The 1,136-nt window shown below is 44.5% G+C and carries 1 protein-coding gene and 1 pseudogene; one reads left to right on the forward strand and one right to left on the reverse strand.

Features of this window, described 5'->3' with window-relative positions:
• Positions 1-802: cyclic nucleotide-binding domain-containing protein (locus R7040_RS24675; protein ID WP_318097305.1), on the reverse strand; the 802-nt coding region annotated here is incomplete at its 3' end.
• 194 nt (positions 803-996) lie between these two features.
• Here R7040_RS24675 and R7040_RS24680 point away from each other — a divergent pair.
• Positions 997-1,136 (forward strand): annotated as a pseudogene (locus tag R7040_RS24680) (porin family protein); the annotation flags it as partial.

The raw sequence follows: 1,136 nt of genomic DNA on the forward strand, positions 1-1,136 counted from the left end.
CTATTGGCTTTTTGTCTTTGAGAATCGGCAGATGATGCACGTTGTAGCGTAACATCGTTAGCATGGCTTCATAGATGTAAGCATTATGGTCGAGAGAGATCACTTCCGTCGTCATGACTGTTGAAACATCATCTTGAGGAGACAAGCCTTCCGCAAGCACTCGAGTGCATAAATCTCGGTCAGTAATGATGCCTAAAACGGGCGATTGCGGGTCATCTTCGTCAAGGACAAAATCGGGGTCGACAATCAAGAGTGATGAAATGTTGTCCTGAGCCATTAACTGCGCTGCTTGTTGGATTGTTTGGCCGCGGTTTATGGTCGGGGCATCGCCAGTAAGTAGGGTCTTGACTTTAGAGGTGGTTAAGTCGTTTGCGTCTTTGTTTTCTGAAATGGTTTGGCGCAAGCGGGCGCTGTTTTCTACTTCAACAAAATCGGCGAAAGAGTCGAAGTTGTCGTAGATCTCTTGAAACACTTCGACCGGAATGCAGTAGAGTAGGGTGTCTTCAATAGCTTTTACCGGGAAACGAACTTTGTTGTTGGTAAGCAGCCCCATTTGACCGAATAAGTCGCCTTCATCGAGACGGTTATAAAGCTCACCCTTGCGGCGATAAACTTCCACCACGCCACTTCTTACCACGAAGAGATCTTGAATATGGTCACCGAAGTGAATGATTGGGGTATCTTGTCGGTAGTAAGAGATTTCAACGCTTTCTGTCACTTTGGTCAGAGTTTCTTCTGGAAGTTCGTTGAAAGGGGGGTACTTGGCGAGAAAGTTATATATCTCGAGAAGTTCTGCATCCATTCGGGTGCCTTTTGTTTCGCAAATAATAAAGTAATCTTAACGCAGTTTTAAGACAGAATCTTATTGGATCACGCTTTTTCGTACTGAGTCATAAGATTCGGACATCTCCCGCGACAAGGTTTTGTTAATTCGGCTAATATGGAAATTGCCAATTGTAGTTAAGTTTTTAGGTGACTCTCATGAAAGGAAGTAAGATGGTGAGACAGTTATTGCTTGTGCCTCTTGTAGTTTTGCCCGCAATCAGTATCGCTTCGGAAGCGGAACAAGCTGCAAAATTTGGGTATGAGCACATTTATTTGGATGTGGGGTCGGGTACGACCAATAAAGATTGGCT

This window comes from Vibrio sp. 1069 (assembly GCF_033340555.1).